Annotated in this window: 22 protein-coding genes; 9 read left to right on the top strand and 13 right to left on the bottom strand. The window is 55.9% G+C overall.

The window, feature by feature from the left end:
• Nucleotides 1-72: 72 nt before the first annotated feature.
• The 3 genes from QEH53_RS12095 to QEH53_RS12085 form a co-directional block, all read right to left on the bottom strand.
• Nucleotides 73-987: a metallophosphatase gene (locus QEH53_RS12095; RefSeq protein ID WP_309023456.1), complete on the bottom strand. Its 915-nt coding sequence runs from the start codon at nt 985-987 to the stop codon at nt 73-75.
• On the bottom strand, nt 984-1697 hold the full coding sequence (locus QEH53_RS12090) for a 5'-nucleotidase C-terminal domain-containing protein (protein ID WP_309023455.1): 714 nt from the start codon (nt 1695-1697) through the stop codon (nt 984-986). The genes QEH53_RS12095 and QEH53_RS12090 overlap by 4 nt, the downstream gene beginning before the upstream one ends.
• Before the next feature lie 202 nt (nt 1698-1899).
• The gene (locus QEH53_RS12085) at nt 1900-5034 is read right to left on the bottom strand and encodes an endo-1,4-beta-xylanase (protein ID WP_309023454.1); all 3135 of its coding nucleotides are present in this window, start codon (nt 5032-5034) and stop codon (nt 1900-1902) included.
• A 499-nt stretch (nt 5035-5533) separates the two neighbouring features.
• On the opposite strand from QEH53_RS12085, the gene QEH53_RS12080 reads away from it, so the two are divergent.
• Nucleotides 5534-7843 (top strand): Tex family protein, encoded by a 2310-nt coding sequence (locus QEH53_RS12080; protein WP_309023453.1) that lies wholly within the window; start codon nt 5534-5536, stop codon nt 7841-7843.
• Nucleotides 7844-7973: 130 nt separating this feature from the next.
• On the opposite strand, the gene QEH53_RS12075 is transcribed toward QEH53_RS12080, so the two are convergent.
• The 3 genes from QEH53_RS12075 to QEH53_RS12065 form a co-directional block, all read right to left on the bottom strand.
• Nucleotides 7974-8159, bottom strand: a complete 186-nt coding sequence (locus tag QEH53_RS12075) for a hypothetical protein (RefSeq protein WP_309023452.1) — start codon at nt 8157-8159, stop codon at nt 7974-7976.
• A gap of 477 nt (nt 8160-8636) precedes the next feature.
• Nucleotides 8637-9395 (bottom strand): hypothetical protein, encoded by a 759-nt coding sequence (locus QEH53_RS12070; RefSeq protein WP_309023451.1) that lies wholly within the window; start codon nt 9393-9395, stop codon nt 8637-8639.
• A 5-nt stretch (nt 9396-9400) separates the two neighbouring features.
• Nucleotides 9401-9646, bottom strand: coding sequence for a hypothetical protein (locus tag QEH53_RS12065; RefSeq protein WP_309023450.1), 246 nt, complete (start codon nt 9644-9646; stop codon nt 9401-9403).
• 139 nt (nt 9647-9785) lie between these two features.
• On the opposite strand from QEH53_RS12065, the gene QEH53_RS12060 reads away from it, so the two are divergent.
• The 4 genes from QEH53_RS12060 (at nt 9786) to QEH53_RS12045 (ending at nt 12186) form a co-directional block, all read left to right on the top strand.
• The gene (locus tag QEH53_RS12060; RefSeq protein ID WP_309023449.1) at nt 9786-10676 is read left to right on the top strand and encodes a LysR substrate-binding domain-containing protein; all 891 of its coding nucleotides are present in this window, start codon (nt 9786-9788) and stop codon (nt 10674-10676) included.
• 167 nt (nt 10677-10843) lie between these two features.
• Nucleotides 10844-11053, top strand: coding sequence for a hypothetical protein (locus tag QEH53_RS12055; protein WP_309023448.1), 210 nt, complete (start codon nt 10844-10846; stop codon nt 11051-11053).
• Between the two features lie 173 nt (nt 11054-11226).
• Complete coding sequence (locus QEH53_RS12050; RefSeq protein ID WP_309023447.1) at nt 11227-11478, top strand: hypothetical protein; 252 nt, start codon at nt 11227-11229, stop codon at nt 11476-11478.
• A gap of 48 nt (nt 11479-11526) precedes the next feature.
• Nucleotides 11527-12186, top strand: coding sequence for a flavin reductase family protein (locus tag QEH53_RS12045; protein WP_309023446.1), 660 nt, complete (start codon nt 11527-11529; stop codon nt 12184-12186).
• Between the two features lie 30 nt (nt 12187-12216).
• Here QEH53_RS12045 and QEH53_RS12040 read toward each other — a convergent pair whose 3' ends face one another.
• Nucleotides 12217-13245, bottom strand: a complete 1029-nt coding sequence (locus tag QEH53_RS12040; RefSeq protein ID WP_309023445.1) for a putative zinc-binding metallopeptidase — start codon at nt 13243-13245, stop codon at nt 12217-12219.
• 87 nt (nt 13246-13332) lie between these two features.
• On the bottom strand, nt 13333-14970 hold the full coding sequence (locus QEH53_RS12035) for a hypothetical protein (RefSeq protein WP_309023444.1): 1638 nt from the start codon (nt 14968-14970) through the stop codon (nt 13333-13335).
• A gap of 326 nt (nt 14971-15296) precedes the next feature.
• Here QEH53_RS12035 and QEH53_RS12030 point away from each other — a divergent pair, with 326 nt between their 5' ends.
• Nucleotides 15297-15494, top strand: coding sequence for a hypothetical protein (locus QEH53_RS12030; protein WP_309023443.1), 198 nt, complete (start codon nt 15297-15299; stop codon nt 15492-15494).
• Between the two features lie 27 nt (nt 15495-15521).
• Here QEH53_RS12030 and QEH53_RS12025 read toward each other — a convergent pair whose 3' ends face one another.
• The 5 genes from QEH53_RS12025 to QEH53_RS12005 form a co-directional block, all read right to left on the bottom strand.
• Nucleotides 15522-16574, bottom strand: coding sequence for a M48 family metallopeptidase (locus tag QEH53_RS12025; RefSeq protein ID WP_309023442.1), 1053 nt, complete (start codon nt 16572-16574; stop codon nt 15522-15524).
• Nucleotides 16568-17677, bottom strand: a complete 1110-nt coding sequence (locus tag QEH53_RS12020) for a YjgN family protein (RefSeq protein ID WP_309023441.1) — start codon at nt 17675-17677, stop codon at nt 16568-16570. The genes QEH53_RS12025 and QEH53_RS12020 overlap by 7 nt, the downstream gene beginning before the upstream one ends.
• A gap of 281 nt (nt 17678-17958) precedes the next feature.
• On the bottom strand, nt 17959-18390 hold the full coding sequence (locus QEH53_RS12015) for a DUF4399 domain-containing protein (RefSeq protein WP_309023440.1): 432 nt from the start codon (nt 18388-18390) through the stop codon (nt 17959-17961).
• 30 nt (nt 18391-18420) lie between these two features.
• Nucleotides 18421-19164 carry a hypothetical protein gene (locus tag QEH53_RS12010; RefSeq protein WP_309023439.1) on the bottom strand — a complete coding sequence of 248 codons (744 nt, stop codon included), beginning with the start codon at nt 19162-19164 and terminating at the stop codon, nt 18421-18423.
• 5 nt (nt 19165-19169) lie between these two features.
• Nucleotides 19170-20450 (bottom strand): S41 family peptidase, encoded by a 1281-nt coding sequence (locus QEH53_RS12005; protein WP_309023438.1) that lies wholly within the window; start codon nt 20448-20450, stop codon nt 19170-19172.
• A 388-nt stretch (nt 20451-20838) separates the two neighbouring features.
• On the opposite strand from QEH53_RS12005, the gene QEH53_RS12000 reads away from it, so the two are divergent.
• The 3 genes from QEH53_RS12000 (at nt 20839) to QEH53_RS11990 (ending at nt 23588) form a co-directional block, all read left to right on the top strand.
• The gene (locus QEH53_RS12000; RefSeq protein WP_309023437.1) at nt 20839-21354 is read left to right on the top strand and encodes a GNAT family N-acetyltransferase; all 516 of its coding nucleotides are present in this window, start codon (nt 20839-20841) and stop codon (nt 21352-21354) included.
• Nucleotides 21355-21593: 239 nt separating this feature from the next.
• Nucleotides 21594-22607, top strand: a complete 1014-nt coding sequence (gene gmd / locus QEH53_RS11995) for a GDP-mannose 4,6-dehydratase (protein ID WP_309023436.1) — start codon at nt 21594-21596, stop codon at nt 22605-22607.
• Nucleotides 22608-22637: 30 nt separating this feature from the next.
• Nucleotides 22638-23588, top strand: a complete 951-nt coding sequence (locus tag QEH53_RS11990) for a GDP-L-fucose synthase (RefSeq protein ID WP_309023435.1) — start codon at nt 22638-22640, stop codon at nt 23586-23588.
• The last annotated feature ends 22 nt before the right edge of the window (nt 23589-23610 follow it).

Raw genomic sequence — 23610 nt, 5'->3', positions numbered from 1 at the left:
ACTAGATCCACTTCGGTTTCTCCGAGTCATAAGGGTTTCAGCCAATTCACACCGGCCTTTTCAAGTGTTCCGCTAGGAAACCCAAACAGGGGCCTGCCGCATCACAAGTTCACTGCCCGCGCTTAAGCTCACGTCGATCTGCCCCATCCGCATCCCGGCCCAGCCTTGCTGTGTGATACGCGTCAGTCCTCCTCCTCTGCGCGGCAGCTCTACTAGCTCGTCCAAGAAAGTGTGCGAGTGACCACCCAATACCAAGTCGACGCCTTCCACCGCAGCGGGTAAACGGTCGTCACGCAACTGCTCATTCTCCGATCGAGTACCGTACCCCATGTGCGACAAGCAGACGATCAGATTACAACCCTCCCGCTTCAAATCCCTCACCGCTCGACGAGCTGACTCCACCGGATCGAGATAGATCACACCCTGGTGGTTGCTGGGGGCGACCATCCCGTCCAGCTCGCAGAGCAAGCCGAAGAGCCCCACCTTAAACGGACCAACCTCCCGGACGGTCCAAGGCTTTACCAAAGGTGCCAACGCATTCGCGCCGCTCCAGTCCAAATTGCTGGAAACCCACTCGAACTTCGCCAAGGGCATGGTTTTCTCAAGTCCTTCGATTCCATTGTCGAACTCGTGATTGCCCACCGTGCCGACTTCGTAGCCCATCCGATTCATGGCTTCGATTTCGACCTCGCCTCCATAAAGGTTATAGTAAGGCGTCCCCTGAAAAATATCGCCGCTATCGACCAACAAAGTAAACTGCTCTCGATTACGTATCCGATCAATCAATACTTTTCGGCGGGCCACACCGCCCAGCCCTTGGTTGCGACCGCCATCCATCGGAAAAGGATCGATGCGCGAATGGGTGTCATTGGTCTGCAAGATCGTCAACCGCGGAGCGTTGCTCGCACCTCGCCCTAGAGCCCCAGAGAGCACCGTTAGCCCAAATCCCGCCGTTCCGATAAAACGTCTCCTGTCCATAACCTTCATTTTACCACCTCCACTCTTCCCTCTCCACCATCGGATATCTTCACCCCTTCCGCATTCAGCTGCGACAAATGCAAGACGATCGCATCCCGTTGTACCAGATTCTTCGATACGCGCTTCTCGAGGATCCATTCTTCACGAAATAACGAGTCGTAGGTCGCCACCAAGTAGTCGACCGTTATCACGCGGTACCGCTTCCCTTTCTCGACCGGCTGCCCGCCCACCGTCGCTTCAAATACTTCACCATGCTCGTCGAGCTTCACTCTGATACCAGACAAGGCTACTCCCGACGTCGCCTGTCGCGCCAGCTCCCAGACGAGATCTCCCTTAACTTCTAGATAAGTTAGGTAGTTCTCAAAAGGTGAAAGCTCTGAAATCAAGCCCATCGTGAGTGGCCCAGCCGGCAGGTCCCGTCGTAAGCCACCGAAATTCGTAACTGCTAGATCCACCTCCACCTCGAACTCCTTGGCCCCCACCACACGTAACGAATCCGCGACTAAGTTAGACAAACCACACTCAGGCCTCCGCCGCGACAACGGTTCTGCAGCATAGCCGATCACCTCACTTGCATATGCTTCCACTCCCTCGTGATAGGGAGCGAGGTAGGCGACCATTTCAGCATCCCCATCCACCTCCTGATCAACTCGGATCGCGGAAAACTCAACCTCAGCGACAGGTTCCGTCCATGCGGCCACCTGCGCGCAAGTCAGCACAACAAAGCCCCCTAAAGCACGTAAAAACATGATCCGCAGCATCCGCGATCCCGCTGCAAGTTTCAAGCCACCGCCTGTGCCAATTTCGAGTCGAGACCAGAAAACGTCAGGCTACCCAAATCTCACTTGCCAGCCGCCTACCTCTCAAAAAAAAGCCCGCGCTGTAGGCGCGGGCTCGTTCAAAATCAACCGAGAGGGCTTCCTAACGGAACCACCTTTGACCCAATAGCATCAGTGCCCCAAACTGAGACGCATCGCGAAACGCTTCGCCACTGACGTCGTTCCAAGTCGAAACGCTGCTGCGTATGCCGTCGCCGGCCCCATCATCATTCACTTGGATATCGAAACCAACAAACGTGTCAGAATCACCCAAATCAATCCGCGCTTCGACCACGTATCCACCAGCCACTACACGCGTGGCAGATTCGATGCGGTCCACGCTGGCCGCTCCCCCAAGACTCAGCTCGTTGTCGAAGTTTATCCGATATTGGGCGTCGTCTCCATCGTAGGATGCGGTTTGGGCATTGTTCGCATCGATGAAAATTTCGATAGAATCCTGCTCCCAAGGATTGGGGCTCACCTTGCTCAGCACCGGATCGCTCACCATGGCATATAGGTAGAGCGATCCACGAGAGTGCATCAACTGTACCTTTGCCGTAGCTCCCGAATCGCCCAAGACGAAATTTCTCGTCTTGAAACCGGAAGCGTGCCGCCAACGTCTGTCGGCAAGCCCGTCAATCGACGCGTAGCCCGGGAGCACAATCTCGATCTTCTTTTTATCCATGAGGGTCAGCGTGCCGGCATTCTCGTCACTCTCGTCTTGGCCATGGCGAATGTCGCTCCAAGACGCCTGTCTCGACGTGGCAGCATCCGTCACTCGAACATCAAACTTCACTTCGTCGCCAACTTGAAGTTCGATTCCTACCGGCAGTGACGCTTCGAGCCGATAGCCTTTCCAAGTCGGCGTAATCATCGCATTGGCGCCAGCGAGCCTCTGGCGTCCGTATCTATTGAACCGATACTCCATACCTTCTAAGAAGACTTCGACGCTATCGCCCCAACGAAGCCGATCATCGACCTCCACTTGCAGGTAGAGGGTCTCGCCCTCCCAAAGGGCTTTGAAGGAAGCCCAGCTGCCTTCTTCGCCTTCCGATTCCAGCTCGGTATCCGCAATAGCTTTCCAGCGTAGGTCTTCTGCCGCGTTGATGCGTGGACTGCCCTTCGTCACAGAGAGCGCTTTGGTTGAGAGCGGCAACACCGTGGGATCCACGATTCCCCAATAGGCCCATTTGGCTTGCAGGTCTTCGTCGAATAGAAGCGGCTTGTCGTCGCGCGTTATTGGAAAGGTCTTCAACCAAGTATTGTCGTCAGCCATTCCCCATAAGGTCACGGAGCTGATGATGTCACTAAGTTCTCGATACAGGTTGAAAACGTCACGATAGCGATAGCCTTGCTCAATCAAGGTTTCGGGCGTCACCGGCGCCGTATCCGTACTGTTGGTATAGGCACTGATGTCGAGTTCCGTCACTTGATTATCCAAGCCCAACTCCGCAAAGGTCATCAACGTTTCGCGAATCAGGTCCAAGCCTGGGTACTCCACATTCATGTGCATCTGGTGACCAACGCCATCAACCGGAACACCACGTTCAAGCAAGCCTTGCACCACCGCCTTCAAGGCGTCGCGCTTCGCCGGATTGGTCGTACTGTAATCGTTGATGTAGAGCCCGGCTCCGGTACCCACTTCATCCGCAAACTGGAAAGCGAGGTCTATGAACTCAGGACCAACGATCTCTAACCAGGGCGAGACCCGAAGACCTCCTGGCTGACTCGCCTCGATCACTTCATTGATCACGTCCCAGTCGTCGACCACGTCCGCGTAACGCTCCATCACCGCAGTGATATGCGTCCTCATGCGCTCGATCACGAGATCCCGAGCATCTGAATCTCCCGGCGTAAGCGGATTTCCACTACTATCCTCAAATACCCAATCAGGCACTTGAGAGTGCCAAACCAAAGTGTGCCCGCGCAGCATCAGGCCATTCTCACGAGCAAAGTCCGCGATCGTGTCGGCAGGCCCCCAATTGAAGGTACCCTCACTTGGCTGCAAGCTGCTCCACTTCATCGCGTTGTCAGCTGTCACGCTCGCGAAATGCTTGAGCAACAACTCGGCATGCTGCCCCACCGTTTCGCCGGGATTGATCGCGGCCCCGACCGGGAAGCTATCTGCCCAAACATCCTTCACCGAAGGTATGTCGGTCTGGATCGGGATCGGCTGCAGGTACATCAAGAGAAACTCGTCGATATAGAAGGAGGCGGTCGCGCTGGTGGACTCCACATAGAGCTGCATCGATTCCGCTTCACGCGTAAAGGTGTATTCAGTTATCAAATTCACCCACTCGTCAGAGGACACTGCCGTGTCACCGATCACTTGGCTGTAGGATGTCTGCCCATCAAGACTGGACTGGAGACTGACTCGCAAATTCGTCGGCTCCTGCCCTGGCAGCAGTTTGACCCAGAGCGAAATCAGATACTTGTCGCCCCTATGCATCTTGCACATGGTGTCGATCGATGCCCCTTGCCAAGTCGCGCTACGGCCGGTCACCTCAAGGCTGTAATCGCCATCGTAGCTATCGGTGGAGACGACCTGCGCCGTGACCGAGCCACCTCGACTAGACCAGCCGTCATTCGTGCCCAATTCGAAGTCAGACATCAAGCCTGACTGGTCATAAGGGGTCGGGCAAAACTCGCCTGGTTCCTCGCCTTCAATTAGAAAATCGTCCATGTGAAAGGCGATTCCCGTGGTCGCTCCCTCCAGATAGATCTGGATTTGGGTGGTCGCATCGCCGGTGAAGCTGTAGCTGCCTTGCAGCGCCACCCAATCCGCGTCGGTCACCGTCACCGGAGCGTTGACCTGAGAGTAGTTCGCCGTTGCGCCTTCGTTGCGCTGCACCGTAAACTTCAGGTCCGCAGGCACTTGACCGGCCTCCATCTTGACCCAAGCAGAGATCTGGTAGGTCACGTCTGGCTGCAAGAGACTTGTCACATCAAGCGACGGACCGTTCCAAGTGGCCGTGCTGCCGGAGGTCAGAAGACTGGAGGACCCAGCGTAGGCCGCAGACGAGGAATTCACCACCGACACAGAACCGCGTGGCCCCCAGCCTTGAGTGCTGCCGTCTTCAAAATTGTTATCAGCGACCTGGGCACTAGCTGCGCCCGTTGCGAGAGCGCTTGCTAGGAGCACTGCCGCGAGACGAGCATTAGAAAAGAGTCGAAAAAGCCGCCCACGGCGAGCTTGCGGATGGGGTCTCTCACGTTCGAGAAGCCCGCGAATTTTCATTAGCGAATAATTGAGTATCATGTAGCAACGATTGGTTGATTTCCACGTCCCGCCTAATCTCAAAACGCGCGTCTACACTAAACGAGACCGAGTTCATCGACAGAGCTTGCGGCTCAAATTACTTGGGGGCTATGGGATAGTTCAGGGGGTGATGTTCAAAGCAAGAACCAGGCGCAAAGCACCTCTAAACGAAACTCGACGAATGGCCCTTGGACGACCTAGCCTGCACAGAAACGAAGGGGTAGTGTCTCTGAACAGCGAGGAATTCACATACATTGCGCAGGCAAGACAACTCCACAAGTTCGAACGACAAGTCCTATAGGTAGACGTATAAATTACAGCTAAATCACCGTTTTCAGCAAAGCCAACTCACCTGCAAATCCGCCTTGCCACCCGTTGAGCCACTCTCATTCTCACCGGCTTTCCTAAGGTGAAAAGTGTCCTCCGAAGGCGCTCTTGCCAGCCAGCACCGAACAGCAAGTACCCAAATCCCAATTTCATGCACGAAGACTTCCTGCCAAAAATCTCTGAAGAGCTCAGCATCCCAGAGTCCCACGTAGCCGCCACCGCCAAACTCCTCGTCGAAGGCGGCACCGTCCCCTTCATCGCTCGCTACCGCAAAGAAGCCACCGGCGGACTCGACGAAGTCCAGATCGCCAACATCCGCGACCGCCTCGACCAGCTCAAAGCCCTCGAAGACCGCCGCGCCGCCATCCTCAAATCCCTCGAAGACCAAAAAGTCCTCACCGACGAACTCAAGGCCAAGGTCAACGCCGCCGAAACCATGGCCCGCCTCGAGGACGTCTACCTCCCCTACAAGCCCAAGCGTCGAACCAAGGCAACCATCGCTCGCGAAAAAGGCCTCGAGCCCCTCGCCGAAACCCTCTTCCAAAACCAGGAAGACGCCGCCATCGACCCCGCCACCGAAGCTGCCGCCTTCGTCGATGCCGAAAAGGAAGTCGCCGACTCCGATGCCGCCCTCGCCGGCGCCCGCGACATCATCGCCGAGTGGATCAACGACGACGCCGACGCCCGCGCCGAGCTCCGCGAACTCTACACCAAACACTCCACCCTTACCTCCAAGGTCATGATGGGCAAAGAAGAGGAAGGTGCCAAATACCGCGACTACTTCGACTGGTCCGAACCCGTCGCCAACGCCCCCTCCCACCGCATCCTCGCCATCCGCCGCGGCGAGTCGGAAATGATCCTCTCCATGTCCGTCCGCCCCGACGAAGACCTCGCCGTCGCCAAGCTCGAACAACGGTTCGTAAAAGGACAAAGCCCCGCCGCCGAGCAAGTCCGCCTCGCCACCAAAGACGCCTTCAAGCGCCTTCTCTCCATCTCCATGGAAACCGCAGCTCGCCTAGAAATCAAAAAACGAGCCGACGCCGAAGCCATAAACGTATTTACATCCAACATACGCGAACTCCTCCTCGCCCCGGCCCTCGGCGAACGCTCCGTCATGGCCATCGACCCCGGCTTCCGCACCGGTTGCAAGACCGTCGTGCTCGACGCCCAAGGAAAACTCCTCTTCGACACCGTCATCTACCCCAGCCAATCCCAACGCCAGATCGACGAAGCCAAGACCATCGTCAGCGGCCTCGCCCAACGCTTCAACGTCGAAGCCATCGCCATCGGCAACGGCACCGCCGGCCGCGAGACCGAAACCTTCGTTCGCTCCCTCGGCCTGCCCAAACAAATCGCCATCGTCATGGTCAACGAATCCGGTGCCTCCATCTACTCAGCCTCCGACGTCGCCCGCGAAGAATTTCCCGACAAAGACATCACCGTGCGCGGAGCTGTATCCATCGGACGGAGACTCATGGACCCGCTCGCCGAACTCGTCAAAATCGATCCCAAGTCCATCGGAGTCGGCCAGTACCAGCACGACGTCGATCAACGCGCCCTCAAAGCCTCCCTCGACGACTCCGTCCTCTCCTGCGTCAACGCCGTCGGTGTAGAAGTGAACACTGCCTCCAAGCAGCTCCTCTCCTACGTCTCCGGACTCAACCCCCGCCTCGCCGGAGCCATTGTCTCCCACCGCGAAACCAACGGTCCCTTCAAATCCCGCAAAGAAATCACCAAAGTCGCCGGCATCGGCCCCAAAGCCTTCGAGCAAGCCGCCGGCTTCCTCCGCATCCGCGGCGCAGCGAACCCGCTCGACGCCTCCGCCGTTCACCCCGAACGCTACGGCCTCGTAGAAAAAATGGCCTTCGACGTCGAAGTATCCCTCAAAGACCTCATCGCCGACTCCTCCGCCCGTAACCGAATCGATATCCAGAAGTACACTACAGAGGAAGTAGGACTTCCGACCCTGCAAGACATCGTACAAGAGCTCGCCAAGCCCGGCCGCGACCCCCGCGCCGAATTCGAACTCGTCCAGTTCAAGGAAGGCGTCAACGCCATCACCGACCTCACCGAAGGCATGAAGCTCACCGGCGTCGTCACCAACGTCACCGCCTTCGGCGCCTTCATCGACATCGGCGTGCACCAAGACGGACTCGCCCACATCAGCCAACTCTCCGACACCTTCGTCAAGGACCCAAATGAAGTCGTCAAGGTCGGCCAAAAAGTCTCCGCCACCGTCACCGAAGTCGACGTAGCCCGCAAGCGCATCGGCCTCAGCCTAAAGTCTGTAGTCGAAATCGACCGACGCTCCCCCGCCGAACGAGCCGCCGACAAAGCCAACCAACAAAACCGCGGCCCCCGCCCCCAGCACGGCGGCAACCGCAACCGTGGCGGAGGCAACAACCGCGGCGGAAACTTCGGCAACTCCTTAGGCGACGCCCTCGGCGGCCTAAAATTCTAGCCGAATCAAACGAATCTCACCCAAAGCGGGCGGCCCCAAACCGCCCGCTTTCTCGTACCCAAACCCCGTACGTACCCAAACCCCGTAGGGCTGCCGCTCGCGGCACGCCGCAACTCCCAATTTCGCGCACTCAGCGTCCACCGCGAAAAACCCAATCCCGCAGCACGGAACTTTCCCTGTCCGCCGTAGCCTTAGCGAAGGTCGAAGTCCGCGTCCAGCAAAGCCCAACCACCAACAAGCCTTCCAAGCCCCAACAACCCATCCCCGAGTCATCAGACTCGCCCCACAAAGTCTCCATCCCCCCCCACTTTTTCATGCCCAAAACCCGTAGGGCTGCCGCTCGCGGCACGCCGCAACTCCCAGTTTCGCGCTCTCAGCGTCCTCCGCGAAAAACCGAATCCCGTAGCGCGGAACTCTCCCTGTCCGCCGTAGCCTTAGCGAAGGGGGAAGTCCGCGTCCAGCAAAGCCCAACCACCAACGAGCCTTCCAAATCCCAACAACACCGCCCATCCCCGAGTCATCAGACTCGCCCCAAAACGCCTCCTAATCACAAATCGCCCCATCTGCGTCCATCTGCGGTTAAACAAAGCACAACCCAGTCTCCCCCCAAAAAGCCGTCGAAGTCAGCCTCACGACCGTAGTTGAAATCCACCGACGCCCCGACACCGAACGCGTCGCCGAAGCCTTGGCGAAGGAGGAAGACGTCCTTCGAACAAACGACCAGACTTAATCGGTGCCGAAACCCAAAAAATCGAGGATGCCCGAGCCTGAGCATCCTCGATCGAAACGGTCCCTACAGTTTACCAGCCTTAACCTCGAAGGGCAAAGACAGGTCGCCAGAAGCCACGCTGTAGACTTTGTACACGCCTAGCATCGGACGGCTCTTGTCACTTGTATTCACTTGCATATAAGCCGTCACCGCATCGAAGCGAAAATCCCCCGCAGCACGTATCCGACTCCTCGGCACAAGAACTCTCAGCAACGATCCCTTCGTCGTAACGCTAAACCCCGGCGAGTCCATGTACATCGGCATCCCCGGATTCGTTGGTGGAAGCGTCACCGACGCATCGCCCGGATCGAATTGCCGGACCGCAAGCGAATCGATTCGCTCGTCTTTGTTCAGCACCACCCAATGCGGGTGCCAAATCCGACCGTCGTTTTTCCAGTCTCCGTCCGCATTCTCATCCCAAAGCGGCGTGTCGTCAAAATCTGGATGCGATGTCACAGCCAGTGCAAGAATGCCTTCCACGCTCCCAAACCCAACCGAAGAAGGATTCAGATTCGTAGGAAAGACATAGCCCAGGACAGGAGCCCCATCCAGCTGTCCAGCAGCCTCCGGAGTGATCCTGCCCGCTTCGCCGGCCACTTTCACCTCGAAAACATACGCATCGAGATCCTCAAGCTCGACTACCCGAGTCGACTTGATCTGAAACTCAGTTGCGTCGTCGGGAGCCTTGATACAATTGGGACAGGTCAATGCGAGCGGCGACAGGGACAATGTTAACACAAAGACGAGCAGCCCAACTCCCAGCTTACCACCTTTCCTATTCACCCGGCTCACGACTTCGCCCCCAATTGCTCTAACGGCGCGCCGAAATTCACATGAAACACGCTCTCGCCGATATGTAATGCTGGCACGGATACAACTCCAGCGTCAGACGCTTCGCCAAGTCGTTCAGGAGACTCCCCCAAATGAACGATTTCAACATCATAACGATTCGCATCGATGGCCGACGCGACTCCGCGCTCCGCTTCGACGCAAACAGGACAACCAGCATGGTAATAGATAGCTTTGGATTTCATAATTCAGATTTCTTTTTTTAGGTTTCGTTTCGATGCCCCTTGGCATCTGGTTCGCCCATAAGATAGCCAACTCCATTTGATAATAATATTAATACTTTTCTATTGTTCTGATAGGAATTAGTTATCATTTAATTGCTTCATGGAACTCCGCCAAATTCGCTCCTTTCGCGTCGTCGCCGCCGAAGAACACTTCCGCCGCGCCGCAGAAAAGCTAAACATCGCCCAACCTGCCTTGTCCCTACAAGTGCGCCAACTGGAGGAGGAACTGGGCACTCAACTCTTCGAACGCGTCGGACGGGGCGTCAGACTCACCGATGCAGGTTCCCTCTTTTGGGACTACGCCGACCGAATCGTCTCCCTCGTCGACGAGTCCGCCGAAGCCACCCGCGAGCACAGCGCCCTCGTTCGCGGACGCCTACGCATCGGCATCGCCCAAACGCCCAATTGCTGCTTCGGACCCCTCGTCATCAGCGCCTTCAAACGTCGCTATCCGCAGGTATTCGTTTCCCTCGCCGAACTAGCCGCCGACGAAATCGAAACCTCACTCCTCAAAGGCGAGCTCGACCTTGGCATCGGCTTCGGCCCCTGCGATTCGCCCAACCTCGCCTCGGAAACCCTCTACGAAGAACGTTTCGTCGCTCTAGCTCCCCGTGGCCATCCTTGGTACAACAAGAAGACCATCAGCCTCAAAACGCTCGCCCAAGCAGAACTCATTCTCCTCACCCGCGACTATTGCACACGGCGAATTTTTGAAAAAACCTGCGACGACCTAGACGTTTCCTTAAAAGTTGCCATCGAAATGAATACCATAGAAGGCATCATCGCCTCCCTCGAATCTACGGGCCTCGCCAGCGTACTTCCCGCCCAAGTCGCCAACTCCCCTCTCATGAACGCGACGCTTCGTTCCGTCCCCATCGCCCAACCGGGAATTCGACGAAAAGTAGCCCTCGTCTATCGCAAGTCAGGCTACCTCAGTCCTGCCGCCCACGCTATGGCCACCGAATGGAAGACCCTAGCAAAGTCGTTATAACGCATAGCTCACACCCAAGTATTCTCACGCATATTCGCCTTGCTCCCCTTCGCATCCAAAGCAGCAGACTTCATGTCTCCCAGCTAACTCAACCACCTCAAAGCCAAATACCACTGCCACATGTCGTACGCTTTCCTGAATCCATCCGAACGCTCTACGAAGAAAAAATGGCGAAAATCGTGGCCGTCTTTTCCGCCGGACTAAAGGACGGTGACGAGCCTCAGCGACGAGACCTAGCCTGGGGCGCCCTCAGCGTTCTCGTCGGCGGACTGAATCTTTCGCGAGCGTTACGAAGCACGACCGCGTCAGCTGCCGCAGCTGCCACGGCCAAGAGTGCAGCCATAGCCATAGCTGGCGCGACCAAAGCTAGTGTTTAATCAAAGCACCAGAGTTAGAATTGCGAGCGAGTCTCCCGACGACTCCAGAAAGGCAACCAGGTACTATCTTTGCGTGTTCTCGCAACCCTTTCACTGGGTATTCAATCGGAAAAACATCGATTTGAGCGCTTCACTCCATAGCCAAGTTGCTAAATTTTTGCTAAACTCCGGCCATGTCTTTCGAAACGGCCAAGCGAATCACTCCGGAGTCCTTCAACCAGGAATTCCAATTCACACGTCGCCCCTCCGTCCGCTATCCCGTCAAAAAAGATACTAAGCAATCAGTTAACATATCGAAGGAAACCCTCGAACGCGCAGCCCATAAACACTCTCCCATCTCCCACGTCCCGCGCCAAGCCTACGGCACTAATGGCAGAATTGATCGTAGCACATTGGTCGGCCAATTCCTCAGCGTTCTCGCCTAGGCTACACACATTTTTAGATTACAACTGACAAAAGGCACGCCAACTGGCGTGCCTTTCTCGTTTTCACTTTGCCCGGGAACGCTCTCTGCCACAGCTTGGACAAACATGGAAATCGACCTGCCAAACCTCTCCCCGACCGAACGCTACAAGTTCCTGACCTCCGTCGTCGTGCCTCGTCCCATCGCCTGGGTTACGTCCCTTTCCGAAGCTGGCGTCGTCAATGCCGCACCGTTTAGCTTCTTCAACGTTTTCGGCTCCAAGCCACCGCTCGTGGTTCTCGGTATCGGAAATCGACCTGATACCGGCGAACCCAAGGACACCGTTCTCAACATCAAAACCTCTGGCCAATTCGTCATCCACACCGTGTCCGAAGCCCAAGCCCAAAAGATGGTGAAAACCTCCACATCGTTGCCGCACGAGGAAAGTGAGATCGCTGCGTTTGGCCTGTCCACTGTCCCATCCGTCAAAGTCTCTCCTCCTCGCATCGCTGGAGCGGCAGTCGCATTGGAGTGCGAGCTTCACAGTATCCAAGAAATCGGTCAAAATCGGCTCATCATCGCCAAGGTCGTGCAGGCAGCCATCGAGGATCGCTTCTACGATCCTAAAACTGGATACACCGACACAAACGCCATGCAACTCGTCGGTCGCATGCACGGCCCCAACGGCTATTGCCGTACAGACGCGTTCTTCGAAATAGAACGTCCGTGAACGGATTCACAAGTCGCGAGAAATGAAACCTCAGTCTTTCCGGTGCTGAGGAATCATGTCGTGCACATACCTTAGTTTTTCCACTACGCGATCGGGAATAAAAAACGGATACGCATCCGATACTCCCAAGCTTCGGTTGAAACTATTGATCATACAGGCGACTGCGGGCCAGTGCTTTATGATAGAGTCAAAGCACTTTAGATCGAGGTCGTCATAACTGAAAACAGGATCCTCGCTTCGCTCTCCCTCGATCCGAATTTTGGAGTAGAAAGCAGTTCCCAGCGAATCCATCAAGTGCAGGTAATGCGCCCAGGTTTCCGCCCAATCCTCCCAAGGATGAGCCGCCGCGTAGGCGCTGATGTGCAGTTCTCTCCAATTCGCAGCTGGTCCATTCTTGTAGTGAGCTTCCAACGAATCGGCATAACTGACCGACTCATCGCCAAACAACTCCCGGAAGGAATCGAGAGCGTTCGGAGCTACCAGCTGATCCCAGTAGTAGTGCCCCACTTCGTGCCGGAAATGTCCCAATAGAGTACGATAGGGCTCGTTCATCGCCGAACGCATTCGCTCCCTCTCCACATCGTCCGCTTCCACGATATTCAAGGTGACCACTCCACTGGCGTGACCAGTCAGCACACGGGGAACTCCCTTCTTCTTCGAATCCGCCTTGAAATGGAAGGATAGCCCAGAGTCATCCTCCTCCTTTTTCTCGACCGGCCTGAGTCCAAGGCGATCCAAATTATAGACGAGACGCCGCTTTGCCTCTTCCAGTTTTCCCCATGCTTTCAAATTTGCCGGTTCCGAGAGATTGGGAATAATTTCCGTCAAACGGCAGGATTGGCAGTATTCATATTCTGAATTCGCATCGATTACCCAATTGCAATTATTGAATTCGACTTGGTTTCGACAGGGCTTGAAAGCAGCGTTAGCTGACTCGCCAGAGAGAGCGACCATGCGACCCGATTCCAAGTCGTATGCGATAGAGCAACTGCAGCTCAAACAGACTGAGTTCTGAAAGAAAACTTTCGCTCCGCAGGCTTCACAATAGAGATTATTCATACAAGTATTCGTTAAAGGGGATACATTTCTTAAGATCACCTACCTGTCGCCCCACCGACAGTGGCTAAAACTGAGAACCCAATCGCTCTACTTCTTTTTCTTAAACAACCCGTCCAGCAACTGACCTGCCGCATCCGCTTTATCGCCTTCCAGTCCCAATTTTTTGGATACCTCTTCTGCAGCTTTTTTCTTGAGGACAGACCCTGCTATTTTCTCGAGCGCGTTTGACTCTAGCTTGATACCCGGACGATCCAGCGGACCTCGAATGGCGAGCGGCAACGTGACTCCATCGAGACTGACCGGATCCCCACCAATGCGAGCGGTGGTGCCAGCGAACTTTACTTGAGCCACCAAATCATTTTCTACCGTACCGATGTTACCACTCAGATCTATATCCATGGTTCCTCCAGAAAGCGGGGGTTGCCCGTCAGATTTGATTTTCGCAGCCAGCGGATCCACCGCTAAGTCCTTGTAGAGGAGATTCAAGTCGTTAGTGCCCGTTCCGCTTGCTCCTGCAAGGCTGAGCCGAGCATCGAACTTATCGTTGTCCGACACAAGCGAGAGAGTGGGTGCCGCACCAGCGAGGCTTGGATGCGTCGACAGGTCCGTGCCATTGAGATCAAGTGTCGCTCCCTCGAAATAAGGCGATTTGATGCCCTTTGCTTCGATACGACGTATCCACAAAGTGGGGCTACCCTCGGTCAAGAAATCGGCTTTTACATTCACATGTCCAAGAGCACGGATGCGGCCATTAAGCTCCTCTTTCCAGCTCGGAGCTTGCTCAGCCTCTTCGCCACCCGCCGTAATTTGCTCCAACCAACGCTTCGCTTGGGCCAAGCGATCCTTCCACTCGTCCGCATTTTCCAGCACACTGTCGAGATCGTCGAAGTCTGGCATCTCAATCTTCTTGTCCGACTTAGGCCTCGGTCCGATCTGCTCCCCTGGAGTTGCTCGGGCCTCGCCAGAAGCCGCATTTTCCAAGACAAGGTTATCGATCGAGAATCGCTTCCGGAGAAGGTCGGACGTATTGACGTCCGCTACGATGCGGTTCGACGAGAAAATATTCGTATCCAGATCCTGGGCATCTGCCATTGCAAGCCCTAGCACCTCTAGCTTTCCCTCTTGCAGCCTCAGGTCGACGCTATCTAGGTCGACCGTCGCTCCGTTAGCAGTCTCAAGGTTAGACTTGGCCAGCGAAGTGAGCAAGGGAGCAGTCAACTTGCTGAAACCAACGCCCAACACGACCCCGAGAAAAACCACAATCGCCAATCCCCAGATCCGAACCGGATTTCCCATCTTTACGGATAAAAGCTCCTCGTAGCTTTTCTTTCCCCGCCCCTTTCCGAGGAAAAGGAATTTGAGCACCTTTATCCACGTTTTCTCGTTGTACTTCTTCAACCGCTGCGAGTCCTCAGATAGCGTCATCATCTTCTTGCGATAATTCGTAATCGAACGCTTCAAGAAAAACGCCGATGCAAAACCTAGGATCAGCGCCACAAGTTGTCCGCCCGCTACCGCATAGTAGTCTAAACCCGAATACGCAGTCACAGGAGCATTGATCAGCGTCTTGAAGAGCCCCTGCGTCGGACCTTCAAGCAACAAGCGTCCGACCGCAAAAATCACCGGCATCGCCACGAGCATCACGAGCTTGCTCAGAAGCAGGACGATTCCCGCTAGAAAGAGATTCGCATTTAGGACCAGCAAGAGAAGGATCCACAATAGCATGAGAGCCGGAGCGTGCGAGAAACTGGGAATGAACCCGAGTAAGGCGCCTAGCAGACAAGCTGCATAAATTTGGAATGGCGTCGTTTTTCCACGAACTAGTGAACCAATCTTCCGAGTGACGATCATATGAAGCAGGATTTAAGTTAAAGCTCTATTCGCAGTAATTGCAGCGAGAGAGCAGATAGGTGGCCAGACAATAGGAACGCCTAGAAGATCCTTAGTCAAAGCCGCAGCTTCGCCTTTGCCAAATCATATCACTTCAATCACAAAAACCATCGGGCGGCCCCGCTTAAGCAATTCCAACCTAAACTCCAGCTCACTCCACTATGAAACATACCCTGCAAGTCTTGGCATTGGCCACAAGTTTGGTCTTTTTGTGCGGCTGCGTCGCAACGGTGCCCATCAAGGTAGCCGCCAAGACAACAAAACTGGGGGTTAAGACCGCCACCACCGGCGTGAAAGCAACCGCAAAAGTCGCAGGAGCAGCCATACCCAATGGCGACTCGGACGAGGAAGAAGAGTAGCTGCTTATTGCAGGGCGCGCCTTCGCCCTACTCTCCTGCAGCCTGAATCTGCCGCAGATTCTCTACGCGTTCCCGAAGACTCGGGTGCGAGGACAGGAATGCGGCCACGGGAACCTCCGGCGCATCCTTGTGCAGCAGGATTAAGACTTCTTCCATCGCTTCTGCTCCGATTCCCGAGAGCTCTAAGATTTGTGCCGCAAAGGTGTCCGACTCCATTTCGAACCGCTGAGAGTACTGGGAGTTCATAACCAAAGCAGGAATGCCTTCGGCCAAAGAGATCGCCGAACTCGCGTCCCCGACTAGAATCGAAAAAACGATAAACACGCCGCCACGCTGGACCAACCCCCGAATTCCATGCTGCTGCTCGACGTGGGCAAGCTCATGCAGAAAGACCGCTTGGATCTGCTCGTCCGACTCGCACAGTCTGATGAACTCATCCGTGGCGACCACTAAGCCTGAGGGAAACGCAAAGGCGTTCGCGCCGATCGATTTGCCCGCAAAAATCCTCAATTCGTAGTCATAGACGGATTCGGTCAATCCGGCAAAATCGAGCGACTCTGCGAAAATCGCCTGCACGCGAGCTTGCTCCTCCACGGGCAGAACGCTTTCGCCCAGATAATTGAAACGTTCCATCGATTCGATGCTCTGGTCGGTCATAGCCACCCGCCATGACTGCGGCATGTCCTGAGCCACCTTCCAAGCTAGGGCAGGCAAGCCCCATTGGAGAAAGGCCACACAAAAGAAAGCGAGCAGTACGACACTTGCCACAGTCCCCTTCCAGTGCCCCTCCAGCCAAGCGATACCCGACCAAAGCTTGCCTGACGTCAGACCTCGCTCAAGTTCACGAAATCCTAGGAGGTCGCTTGTCTCGAAGCGGCTGTCACCGCCCTCGGCCTTAAAATGCACGACTCGCGGCAGAGACCCCAAAGCGGGCTCCACCAAGTATTGGCCTTTTCGATACTTATAGTTCCGACCCGATGCGCTCAGCTCGAACTCCTCGACAGCAAGGAGCCTTAACGTTGCTTTGACGCTGCGAGACGAACCGGCCGCGTAGAAACCTCCCTCGACTTGGTCTACCATCCGATGTCTATCTCGAACATGTCAGCCGCCGCGTCGCCGATGGAGGATTGGTCTTTGCCTGCTTCAACCACGAAATCCCCAAACCCAGTCTCCGGATGAGTAAGCTCGACTGACTCTGCTAAGTAGCGGGTTTTGCGAATCGCCGCCCAAGGGGCCAGCAATCCAAAGCTGAAGACCGTCGCCAAGATGTTCGTCAAAGTTATCCAATAGAACTTGCCAACCTTAAGCGTGGAAGAGAAAGCAGTTTGCTGGACTAGCAAGCGGCCCAGATTGTAGTTGAAAAGCGTTACATAAACGTAGATCTGCACGAACACCATACCCAGCATCAATGGAATATAAAGGGCGATGAAGATCCCAGCGATCAACGCCTCCGGAGCATCGCTACCCTCAAGGGAGCCGGTACTCGCACCTGCGAATGCTGTCGCCATAAATCCGACAAGCATCACCCCATAGATTCCAGCCACGATCACTGCAGCCACGATGTAGGCGATATAGTACTCGCCCGCCTGAGGAGTGAATTCGAATTTACGGCCACCGAAGCTCAGGTTTTTGTAAAAGTACTCCTTTTGCTTCATGATCCAATAGGGAATGATCAAGCCAAAGGTAATTGGGATCAAAATCGCGATTCCCAGATAGATCACATATGCGTCCCCTACCGTTCCATGGAACTGGAAACGCACATTGCGATAGCTGGTGTTGTGCGCCTTGAAACGCATCGCCTTGTAGACCACCCACGGCCCCACGAATACGTAGATGAGGAAGAACGGGACAGTGAAAACGGGGTTGAACAGGCCTGCGGCGTAATAGCCTCCGACGATGAACAACACGATCAGGTAGCCCCAAAGAATGTTGATTGGCTTGGCGAGGTAATCGAAAGCATGCCCGTCCAAATGGGTGTTGGCGTGAAAATACCGCCGGGTACGCACCCGGGCCCATGGGGTGTAAAAACCGACGGTCACCAGAGTGAGAAGCATATTCACAATCCAAATACGGAAGTACTCCCCGGTTTGACCTGTGAAGCTGAATGGGTAGTTCGTATTGGGGATCGCTACGTCAGGCGAGGCCGGCGGCTCTCCGCCTGGGAAGGCTGGGGATTCGTTCATAAAAGCGGAGGAGAGTGGGGTCGTGCAAAGAAACGATTCCTCTTCACGATCCATAATAGCTAGCAAATGCCCTTGGTCGCTCAAGCGTTTTCTACGTACGGCCTGAGAGCCTACAATGTCACTCCCTCTCATGCGATGGACCCGTCCACAAAGACGCGGTTCATGCAAGTGGCCTCGCTTCGCGACCGCCCATTGTTTCAGCAAAAACAAAAACGCCTACCCGAGCGTTCGGGCAGGCGTCAAATATGAGAAGCGCTGTTTCGGCAGCGCCACCCGAAGTCTTATTTCACGGTGATCGTGATCTCCTCGGAAATCACCGCTGGCTGATGCGGTATGTGCAGGTAGTCGCCGAGCACCAGCTGCAAGCGATGCTCGCCCGGAGCGAGGGTAAGCTCCACCTGCGTCTGCCCACCACCAAAGTGCTTGAGGTTATCGGACATGGGCATCGGCGTAGACATGTCGGGCGAACCCTCCGCGTCGATAAGCAAATGGTGATGCCCTGTATTGGGCATATCGATACCGGCCGGAGCGACCCCCATACCTATTAGACCGAACTGCACGGTGAAGGTCTTCCCCACGACCTCTCCATCTGCTGGAGATATAATGTAGACTTCCGCCCCTTCAGGCGATGGCTGCCGCTCAAGCGCAGCCGATGCTGCGAGCGTGATGCTGAAAAATGCGAGGGCGGATACGATCAGTTTTCTTGGATTCATAGGCTTCGATTTAGTGTAATGAATAATGTTTCACTGAGGAGCCGCGAAAAGCGAATCCTCGATCTCTAAGTTGATCTCAAGGGAGTCAAAAGTCATATTGATATTCATCCCAGCGTTGGTCATCTCCATGGCCGCGGGAAAGGAAATCCCATCCTGAGTATGGTAAGACTTTACGATCATGCTGGCCGGCAGCTGGCCCATGGGACCCATGTCAACCAACATGTCCATGCGGACGAGCAATCCCGTGTCTTTACTGTAATAGCAGGTCTGCTCCAACCCTGTCGCCGCCGCAACCAGCTTCACGACGTGAGCCGATTGACCATCAACCATTGCGTCGGGTAGCTTCTCGCCTGAACTGTAGACTTCGTCGTAGGCGAGCATGTCCGAGAAATTGTCGTTTTGCTTGAGCGAGGCGATTTCCCCTTCGCTGAGCAGCCGGAAACCCTGCATGGGGTCGTTGGCCCAACCCGTGTCACCGTCGTAGGCTTGCACCATTTTACCCATCCCGGGAATCTCCTGGGCAACGTAAAGCTTGTCAGGGGCCTTCATCACCATCTCGGTGGTGCCGTTCATGCCGATGGCGGGTATCGCCATAGTCCCCTTTAAGCGGGAGGACTGTATGGCGGCGATACGATCACGGCCACCGCTGGCCTTGATATTGGCATCAAGAACCTCTGCGACTTCGACAGGCAGAGCTCCCTGAACGGTCGCTAGAAAAGGCGCGCTTAAAAATGCAAAGACAATGGCAGTCTTTCGGAATGAGGATAGTTTCATTTGAGCTAGTTGGGTTGGTGGATCCAGTTAAGAGCCGCAGAAAGGACAGTGTCCTTGCCGGCGGAAAGTTCAACCGGCGAAACGGAGACCACTTCGTCGGGGATAACCCCGCGAGCTTCCAAACTGACGCCATTGGGGGTTTTGAAGTCGCCCAATGCGATTTGCAAGGAATCCCCATTGGGCAAGGCGAAGAAGACCGACGGCAACGCCGCTCCTGGGGTCGGTTGACCAAACACTCGCGCTCGACCCAACTCCTGAAGTCCAATTGCGAACACCTCGCTGGTCGAAACACTCGTCTCATCCACTAGGATCGCGGCTTTACCAGCAAAGGCGTCCTTCTGGGGAAAACCTACCACGTTCACATGGCCTGACCGCAACGTAGTACGCCCGAGCTCCGCTTGTTCTTGTAGGACTAAACCCGCTAACCCGCCAGCCATTACCATCATTCCTCCAGGGTTGCCCCGCAGGTCGATCACGAGGCCAGACGTTTCCGCCGGTAGGCTTCCTACAAATGCCCGCACCTCCGGCATGACCGCTGGGAACCAAAGATTAAAACGCAAGTAAGCCACCCCATCCTCACGAAGCGTCGCCTCCAAACCTAGCGGCATACGACCCATCCTACCGAGCGGCTCGGTCGACCGACCTTCGTATCGTTTCAGTTCGACGGTGAGCAAACGCTTTTTTCCTCTCGGCGAACGGACGAGCAATTTCACCTTCTCCCCCGCCTCCGTGCGAAGCCGAGAGAGGAGAGCCGTTATCAAGCTGTATTTTAATACATGCTCGGGCTGACCGGTCTTTTCGAGCGAACGACGGAAGTCCTTCACCCTCTCCCCGTCAACCGCCAACAAGATGTCCCCGTTCCGCAGTCCTGCTTCGTAGGCCGCACCCTTTGGATCGACTCGATAGAACACGATCCTATCGCCTGCGTAACATGCTTCGACTCCCGCCGCTCCACCGCTCCACGGCTTCATGATCTCCTCCGGATCGTAGTCGGACGATATCAAGGCCAGGTGCGAGTCACCTAGTTCGTAGATCATGCTCGAAATCAAAGCTCGGACCTGGTCCATGCTTTCCGCCGTCGGAAGCTTCGCTCGATACCGATCTCCAACCTCGTCCCAGTCCAAGCCACCGAAAGTCGAGTCGTAATAACTCGCCCCGACTTGGCTCCAAGCCGCCTCAAAGGTCTCCTCCCGCAGGGCCGCGAAATCCGTCTGGTCCGCCCAAGCCCATGACACCACGGGCAAACTGCTGAAAAAGAGGCCAAGAATCTGCGTAAACTTTCGCATCAGAGTTCAAAACGATGCCGAGATGGGATTCGCTTGCAACACAGGTATTTAAAAGAATGTAAAGCCATCCCCCTGTGCTGTAACCTTATCTTTTCATTAAAATCCTTCCATTTAGGCACGGCCAATGCTTTAACGCATTCAATTCATCGATGATCCGTTCTCAATCACAACAACAAGACAAACATCAAGCAGTCCAAGCACAAGCCGTAGCGGCTTGCCGCCAATGGGCAATGGCTTGGCATGCGGGGAAGACACCGGAGCGAAACGCTAACTAAATCCGGAAAAACGAAACCCGCACCGCCAAGCCGAACGCCAGTAGACGTTCGGCCTTTTTTTGGCCCAATCACACCAACGAATTTCAGAAAGACTTTAGACAGGAAACCATACCATGACACACGCAAGCCCAATAGAGAAGCTGCCACCCTCGATCATCGAGACCGAGCGACTCATCCTCAGAACGCCTCGCATCGAAGACGCTCTCGCGCTGCACGAGCTCGCTGCAGCCGATCCGTTCTTCGCTCATGCCACAGTCGGTCCTGCCATCAGTACGCTGGAAACCGCCTGCACTGCCATCATACGCATGCTCGAAGACCACCGCACGCACGCCGGAAGCTGGTGGATCGTCATCCACAAGGACACCGGCCAAGCCATTGGCGTTACCGGGTTCAGCTCGCGTCACCTCGGGCAGGGCCCCATCAACGCCCTCGCTTCCAACGAACTCGGACGCGGCTACGCTCAGGAAATCATCGAAGCCTTGCTTAAAGGCTACGCTCCGCAGCCGAACTACCAACGCTCCGTCGACACTGAGCCCACTCGCACCGAGGAAACCGCGCCGCCGACCCGATGGTACTGGCAGAGTAAACCCAGCCGCTCACCGCGGGCAGGAGGTCTCCGCTGCGCCTAAGCCGCTAAGAAAAACTTAGCCCAAAACCACTTCAAACGCCCACCGCATCCGCGGCGGGCGTTTTTTCTTAAAATAAAAATTGGAGGGTCCGGTTCCGTCCGCTACCAACACCCCGCAAGCCGACCCCATCATCCGACTCAGAGACTCCGCTCTCTATCTCTCTGAGAAAGAACGGATCGACATATCATCCCAAAGCTCTTTGCTTCCCGTTTCTTGTTCCATCCAGCAAATATAGTTTCATGAAGAAAGCCCTCATCACCGGCATCACAGGACAGGACGGTTCCTACCTCGCAGAACTCCTCCTCGAAAAGGGATACGAAGTGCACGGCGTGATCCGCCGGGCTTCGACCTTCAATACCTCGCGCATTGATCATCTCTACCAAGATCCCCACGTCAACGGCGTGAAGCTCTTCCTGCACTACGGCGACCTCGCCGACTCGGTGCAGATGGTCAAGCTGCTCTACGACCTCCAGCCCGACGAGATCTACAACCTCGGAGCCCAGTCCCACGTGCGCGTCTCCTTCGACGTGCCCGAGTACACCGGCGACGTGGTGGGCACCGGAGCGGTCCGAATTCTCGAAGCCATCCGCGAGGCCAAGCTCGTCAAGAAGACCAAGTACTACCAGGCCTCCTCCTCCGAGATGTTCGGCAAGGTCCAGGAAGTCCCCCAGACCGAGACCACCCCCTTCTGGCCGCGCTCCCCCTACGGCTGCGCCAAGATGTACGCGCACTGGCTGACCGTGAACTACCGCGAGTCCTACAACCTCTTCGCCTGCTCGGGCATCCTCTTCAACCACGAATCCCCGCGACGCGGCGAAACCTTCGTCACCCGCAAGATCACCCGGGCCGCCACCCGCATCAAGATGGGGCTCCAGGAGAAGCTCTACCTCGGAAACCTCGACGCCAAGCGCGACTGGGGCTACGCCAAGGAATACGTCGAGATGATGTGGCTGATGCTCCAGCAGGACGAGCCCGACGACTACGTCATCGCCACCAACGAGACCCACACCGTTAAGGAGTTCGTGCAGGAAACCTTCGCCCAGCTCGACCTCGACTGGGAGAAGTACGTCGACTACGACGACCGCTACGAACGCCCCGCGGAAGTGGACCTGCTCATCGGCGACCCCGCCAAGGCCAAGAAGCAGCTCGGCTGGGAGCCCAAGGTCAAGTTCAAGGAACTGGTCAAGATCATGACCGAAGCCGACCTCAAGCTCGCCGAAAACGAAGCCAAGATCAAAAAGGCGCTCGCTTAGGCCCTTAGACCAGATGGCCACTAAAGCAACATGACTCCCTCCTCCAAAATCTACGTCGCCGGCCACCGCGGCATGGTCGGCTCCGCGGTCATCCGCAGGCTGCACGCCTTAGGTTTTAGCAATACGGTAACGCGCACGTCTTCGGAGCTGGACCTATGCGACCAGGGCGCCGTCGAAACCTTCTTCGACGAAGAAAAGCCCGACGTCGTCGTGATGGCTGCAGCAAAGGTTGGCGGTATCCACGCAAACAATACGTACCCAGCCGAGTTCGCCTACCAAAACTTGGTGATCGCTTCGAATACTATCCACGCTGCGTACCAGTCTGGCGTATCCAGGTTTCTCTTCCTCGGCTCATCCTGCATCTACCCCAAGCTCGCCCCCCAGCCGCTGAACGAAGACGCTCTGCTCACCTCAGAACTAGAGCCTACCAACGAGGCCTACGCCATCGCCAAAATAGCTGGCCTCAAGCTCTGCGAGTTCTATCGAAAGCAGTACGGGGTGATGTACCACTCCCTCATGCCCACCAACCTCTACGGTCCGGGCGACAACTATCACCCCGATAACTCCCACCTCCTCCCCGCCCTCCTTCGACGTTTCCACGAAGCGAAGGAAGCCGAATCACCCGAGGTCACTATGTGGGGTACCGGCAAGCCGCTGCGCGAGCTTATGCACGCAGACGATCTAGCCGACAGCGTCGTATTCACTCTCCAGTTACAAGACCCACCCAGCGTACTCAATGCCGGAACGGGCATCGAGCACAGCATCCGCCAGATCGCCGAACTCGTCGCCCAGACCGTCGGCTACCAAGGCAAAATCGTCAACGACCTCTCCAAACCCGATGGCACCCCCCGAAAGCTGCTCGACGTAACCCGCCTGCGCGACCTCGGCTGGACCGCCCAAATCCCCCTCGAAGAGGGTATCCGCAAAACCTACCCCCTCTTCCTCGAACAGCTCGCCCAAGGCACCCTGCGCAGTCGCTAGCGTAAATCGAAGATTACAGATT

It is taken from the genome of Pelagicoccus sp. SDUM812002, assembly GCF_031127835.1.
Lineage (GTDB): Bacteria > Verrucomicrobiota > Verrucomicrobiia > Opitutales > Opitutaceae > Pelagicoccus.
This window is presented reverse-complemented; position numbering and strand designations above follow the sequence as displayed.

What these genes read in the sequence shown, in the direction of transcription:
- QEH53_RS12025 (WP_309023442.1), bottom strand. Translation starts at nt 16,574, where the DNA reads ATGGTAGACCAAGTCGAGGGAGGTTTCTACGCGGCCGGTTCGTCTCGC.
- QEH53_RS12095 (WP_309023456.1), bottom strand. Translation starts at nt 987, where the DNA reads ATGAAGGTTATGGACAGGAGACGTTTTATCGGAACGGCGGGATTTGGG.
- QEH53_RS12035 (WP_309023444.1), bottom strand. Translation starts at nt 14,970, where the DNA reads ATGCTATTGTGGATCCTTCTCTTGCTGGTCCTAAATGCGAATCTCTTT.
- QEH53_RS12005 (WP_309023438.1), bottom strand. Translation starts at nt 20,450, where the DNA reads ATGCGAAAGTTTACGCAGATTCTTGGCCTCTTTTTCAGCAGTTTGCCC.
- QEH53_RS12000 (WP_309023437.1), top strand. Translation starts at nt 20,839, where the DNA reads ATGACACACGCAAGCCCAATAGAGAAGCTGCCACCCTCGATCATCGAG.
- QEH53_RS12080 (WP_309023453.1), top strand. Translation starts at nt 5,534, where the DNA reads ATGCACGAAGACTTCCTGCCAAAAATCTCTGAAGAGCTCAGCATCCCA.
- QEH53_RS12010 (WP_309023439.1), bottom strand. Translation starts at nt 19,164, where the DNA reads ATGAAACTATCCTCATTCCGAAAGACTGCCATTGTCTTTGCATTTTTA.
- QEH53_RS12050 (WP_309023447.1), top strand. Translation starts at nt 11,227, where the DNA reads ATGTCTTTCGAAACGGCCAAGCGAATCACTCCGGAGTCCTTCAACCAG.
- QEH53_RS12020 (WP_309023441.1), bottom strand. Translation starts at nt 17,677, where the DNA reads ATGAACGAATCCCCAGCCTTCCCAGGCGGAGAGCCGCCGGCCTCGCCT.
- QEH53_RS12015 (WP_309023440.1), bottom strand. Translation starts at nt 18,390, where the DNA reads ATGAATCCAAGAAAACTGATCGTATCCGCCCTCGCATTTTTCAGCATC.
- QEH53_RS12030 (WP_309023443.1), top strand. Translation starts at nt 15,297, where the DNA reads ATGAAACATACCCTGCAAGTCTTGGCATTGGCCACAAGTTTGGTCTTT.
- gmd (WP_309023436.1), top strand. Translation starts at nt 21,594, where the DNA reads ATGAAGAAAGCCCTCATCACCGGCATCACAGGACAGGACGGTTCCTAC.
- QEH53_RS12055 (WP_309023448.1), top strand. Translation starts at nt 10,844, where the DNA reads ATGGCGAAAATCGTGGCCGTCTTTTCCGCCGGACTAAAGGACGGTGAC.
- QEH53_RS11990 (WP_309023435.1), top strand. Translation starts at nt 22,638, where the DNA reads ATGACTCCCTCCTCCAAAATCTACGTCGCCGGCCACCGCGGCATGGTC.
- QEH53_RS12085 (WP_309023454.1), bottom strand. Translation starts at nt 5,034, where the DNA reads ATGAAAATTCGCGGGCTTCTCGAACGTGAGAGACCCCATCCGCAAGCT.
- QEH53_RS12040 (WP_309023445.1), bottom strand. Translation starts at nt 13,245, where the DNA reads ATGAATAATCTCTATTGTGAAGCCTGCGGAGCGAAAGTTTTCTTTCAG.
- QEH53_RS12065 (WP_309023450.1), bottom strand. Translation starts at nt 9,646, where the DNA reads ATGAAATCCAAAGCTATCTATTACCATGCTGGTTGTCCTGTTTGCGTC.
- QEH53_RS12075 (WP_309023452.1), bottom strand. Translation starts at nt 8,159, where the DNA reads ATGAAAAAGTGGGGGGGGATGGAGACTTTGTGGGGCGAGTCTGATGAC.
- QEH53_RS12060 (WP_309023449.1), top strand. Translation starts at nt 9,786, where the DNA reads ATGGAACTCCGCCAAATTCGCTCCTTTCGCGTCGTCGCCGCCGAAGAA.